General features: G+C 47.1%; 2 protein-coding genes. Both read right to left on the bottom strand.

Going from position 1 to position 1,895, the window contains the following annotated elements; translation table 11 throughout:
- Positions 1–309: 309 nt before the first annotated feature.
- Positions 310–804, bottom strand: coding sequence for a hypothetical protein (locus ACKI3C_RS09710; protein ID WP_407404485.1), 495 nt, complete (start codon positions 802–804; stop codon positions 310–312).
- A gap of 149 nt (positions 805–953) precedes the next feature.
- On the bottom strand, positions 954–1,667 hold the full coding sequence (locus ACKI3C_RS09715) for a glycosyltransferase family 2 protein (RefSeq protein ID WP_407404487.1): 714 nt from the start codon (positions 1,665–1,667) through the stop codon (positions 954–956).
- Between the last annotated feature and the right edge of the window lie 228 nt (positions 1,668–1,895).

A 1,895-nucleotide genomic window follows, 5' to 3' on the forward strand; every position in this document is an offset into this window, starting at 1 on the left:
CCGATTAGCGTCCTGCTGGACGCAGTGCGTGTTGCATTTCTTCCCCCACCGCCACTTCGTTCGGCGGTGGGGGTTATTTAGGTATTGTCCTGCCGGACAATAAATTAGCAATATTTATTATCAAATGCTAAAGTTGAGTTAATATATTTTCAATGAAAAAAATCAGTGAGATCAGTGAGATCCGCGCGGGGAGTTCCATTGGTGAATAGTTACCCGGTAAACAGCTTTTTCCAAAAAAGAAATAACAACGAGTTTTACCAAAAGATAATCCCTGGCCAAGGGGTTCCTCCCCGGAACCCCTTGGCTTTATTACTTTTTATTGAGGTGGTAGATGGTCATTGCCAGCGCTGCAAGCGGGATGGCTAAAGGAAACAATATGGCAAAAATGTACCCGATGAATGCGAGCCAGTCGCCCACGGAGGTCACATGGGGCTTCATCGTGCTTGACGCACCGTCCTTGTACATGACTATGGTGTCGCTGCTCTTGTAATATCGCAGCGAGTCAAACAGTTCCAGCGGTAAGGATTTGTACACCACATTGTCATCATCAACCGCTGTGAACGTGATATTTATCGTGCTTTGGTCGAGGGTGTAGGTGCCATAGGCCTCGTCGCCCCAACTGGCCAGTCCGTCGGATTCTCCCACGTGGCACTCCACGTTGCCATCGCTGTCAAAGTCCAGCACGATTTGTTCCAACCCTCGGTATCCACTGCCTTTATAGGATCCTACCGGGCCGTCGTCGGTGCTGTTACCGCACGCCACCAGAGTGAATGCAAAAAACAGAAATATTATCAGTTGTTTCATTGCTAGTCCTTTTCATAGATAACGCACCTAGCCTTGTCTTTATTGCCTACGTCATTCACAATCGCCTTGCAAAGTACATCGAAACCGCCCTTCTTTGCTGATAAAAACTAGATAAAAAGAACCGTCCCTTTTATCTAGTTTTTTTCTGCTTATATCTTGTCGAGACCTTTTGTGTGTTTCTTCAAGTAGTAGAGTAGCGGATTTTTGTATTTAAGTAGTTTCCAGGGGCGGCTGGAATGGGGATGGTGGGTGACTGGCAAGGTGGTGAATAGGTAGTTGTGGAGGCCTGCGTTGAGGCTCTTGTGCGAGATGGCGACATCGAACCAATTTTTCTCGGGGTTAAGTTCCTCAAAATCGAACACATTGAGAAGTGCGGGGGTGAGCAGTGAGCAGCAGAATGAGCAATGTTTCTTACTGTCAACTACTCCACTCCACCGTGCTGCATAGCCATAGGGGTAGTTCACCTTTCCGTTGTCGTCAACGGTCACACTGGCCGCAATGCCGCAGTCGGGGCGTTCCAAAGCTCCGTCCACGAGCCCTTGCAGGGTGTCATGCCTCACGGTCACATCACTCTCCACAATGAGCAGTCCGGCATTGTGGGCAAGGCACTGCTTCTGGCAACGGCGCAGCACAAAGAGATAGTTGGGTGACGGGTGCGAGGTTAACTCGCTCAGGTTTACAATATTGATATTGAGCGACTTGCACAATGCGGTGAGGCGCTCGGTATTCTCGGGCGTGGAGTTGTCGTTATAGACAGTGACAGTGTGCGCAATGCATATATTACTGCCCGCGATAGCGCGCAATGTTTCCTCTGCACTGTCAATGCTGTCCTTGACCGGTATTATGATGTGTATTTCGTTCATAATCTACCTAACAATCGGATTGTTCATTTTCACAATGCAAAATTAAGCATTTTTTGTCGTTTTTTCCAATTTTGTATGTAATAACGACAGGGCAACCGCATCAAATCAGTGGGAAAATCTGGCTTAATCTGTGCTGTGACCTCTGTGCCTTCTATAGAACAAAAAGATAAGTAGTTGAAAATCAGTGTTTGTTTTTCGGTAGTAAGGGACTAAAAACAAAAACAAGAA

The organism is Sodaliphilus sp. (genome assembly GCF_045598405.1).
GTDB classification, from domain to species: domain Bacteria; phylum Bacteroidota; class Bacteroidia; order Bacteroidales; family Muribaculaceae; genus Sodaliphilus; species Sodaliphilus limicaballi.